Below are 2,086 nucleotides of genomic sequence, written 5' to 3'. Positions count from 1 at the left end.
CCCAAACCCCCCACCCCCGCAGGTGTCTTAGGACACCCCGGCCGGCCGCGCTTCCGGTCGTCGCAGGTCCGCGCGCAACAGCTGGGGCGAGCGCTCCGCAGAGTGACCAACGCGATCTGGTTCCGGACTTCCCGATGTGATGTCGTTGCAGGGAAACCTCGCAGGTGAGCGGGGGTGCTGCAACGATGAGGGAGGCTTCGGTGCGCAGCGAGGACAGCACGGTCCGTGACATCACCCGGACGCTCATGCGGGAACTCGGGTTGACGACGGTGTTCGGCAACCCGGGCACCACGGAGGTGCCGTTCCTGACCGGCTGGCCGGACGACTTCCGGTACGTGCTCGGCCTGCAGGAGTCCGCGGTGGTCGCGATGGCCGACGGTTACGCGCAGGCGCGCCGCGAGCCGGTGCTGGTCAACCTGCACTCCGCGGGCGGGGTGGGGCACGCGCTGGGCGCGATCTTCACCGCTCACCGCAACCGCACCCCGATGATCATCACGGCCGGTCAGCAGACCCGCAGCCTGATGTTCGGCGAACCGTTCCTCGGCGCCACCGAAGCGCCGAACTTCCCGCAGCCGTACGTGAAGTGGAGCTACGAGCCCGCTCGCGCCGAGGACGTGCCCGCCGCGCTGGTGCGCGCCTACCAGCTGGCCACCACGCCGCCTTACGGCCCGGTGTTCCTGTCCATCCCGGCCGACGACTGGGACCAGCCCGGCGTTCCGGTGCCCGCGCGCCCGCGGACCCCCGGCTTCGCGCCGGACCCGGCGGCGATCTCGGAACTGGCCGAGGCGCTGGGCAAGTGCGAGCGCCCGGCGTTCGTGGTCGGACCCGCGGTGGACGGCGACCAGGTGGTCGACGAGATGGTGGAGCTGGCGGAGAAGTCGAAGGCGGCCGTGCTGGTGGCGCCGATGTCGCCGCGCTGCTCCTTCCCCGAGGACCACCCGCAGTTCTCCGGTTTCCTGCAGCCCGAACAGCGGGCGCTCACCGCTGAGCTGGCCGAGTACGACCTGGTCGTGGTGTGGGGCGCCCCGGCGTTCACCTACCACGTGTACCGCGGGGAGAGCGAGGTCGAGCTGCCGGAGATGTTCCTGGTGCACGACGACCCCGAGGTGCTGGCCCGCGCCCGCGAGGGGCGCGGCGTGCTGGGCACGCTGGGGCACGCGGTCCGCCAGGTCAACGCGCAGGTCGAGGACGTGCAGCGCAGCGCGCCGAAGAGCTACTCGCGGCCGGAGAAGCCGTCGGCGGGGACGCCGATGTCCGCGGCGTACGTGTTCGACGCGATCGCCGAGGCGTTGCCCGCGGACGCGGCGGTGGTGGAGGAAACCCCCAGCCACCGCAACGACCTGCACGAGCACTTCCCGATCCGCTCCACCGACGGCGGGTTCTTCACCGGCTTCTCCGGCGCGCTCGGCTACGGCATCTGCGCGGCGGTCGGCGTCGGCATGGCCGACATGAGCCGCCGAACGGTGGCGCTGCTGGGCGACGGCTCCAGCATGTACGGCATCCAGTCGGTCTGGACCGCGGTGCAGGAGCAGGCGCCGGTCACCTTCGTGATCATGGACAACTCGCGCTACGCGGCGGTGGCGGTCCTGGGCGAGGCGGCGGGCGGCAGCAAGCTCCCCGGCGTCGAGCTCGGCGGCATCGACTTCGCGGCCCTGGCGTCGAGCCTCGGCTGCCCGTCCAAGCTGGTCGAAACCCCGGAGCAGCTCTCCTCGGCCCTGGCCGAGGAGTTCGCCGACGCCAAGGAAGGCCCGACCCTCCTCCACGTCAAGGTCGATCCGGGCCAGCGCTACCTCTACTGATCAACGTTCCGCCTGGTCAGGGCTCGTGAGTACTTCGGGGTGCTCCAGCACCCCGAAGTACTCACGACCCACCACCTGCGGAAACGCCCCCGTCGAACCCAGGTTCCGCCCAACTAGCCACTGTGGACGGTTCGGCTCACCTGCGGAGGACTTCCGCAAGTTCAATGAGGTGATCTCAGTGGAATGGGGATGGCCGGTGGCCTGGAGAGATGTGGGCGTGGGGTCCTGGTAGAAGAAGGTCTCACCACAAGATCATTCTTCAGGCCAGGACCCCACGTGATCACCTA

Annotated in this window: 1 protein-coding gene; it reads left to right on the top strand. The window is 70.2% G+C overall.

All coding sequences use genetic code 11. From position 1 onward, the window contains the following. The first annotated feature begins 185 nt into the window (after nucleotides 1-185). On the top strand, nucleotides 186-1,799 hold the full coding sequence (gene mdlC, locus OU415_RS38110) for a benzoylformate decarboxylase (RefSeq protein WP_270954671.1): 1,614 nt from the start codon (nucleotides 186-188) through the stop codon (nucleotides 1,797-1,799). The last annotated feature ends 287 nt before the right edge of the window (nucleotides 1,800-2,086 follow it).

Source organism: Saccharopolyspora oryzae, assembly GCF_027853915.1.
Classification (GTDB): Bacteria; Actinomycetota; Actinomycetes; order Mycobacteriales; family Pseudonocardiaceae; genus Saccharopolyspora; species Saccharopolyspora oryzae.
Note: the sequence above shows the minus strand (reverse complement) of the source record. Positions and strands in the feature narration are given on the sequence as shown.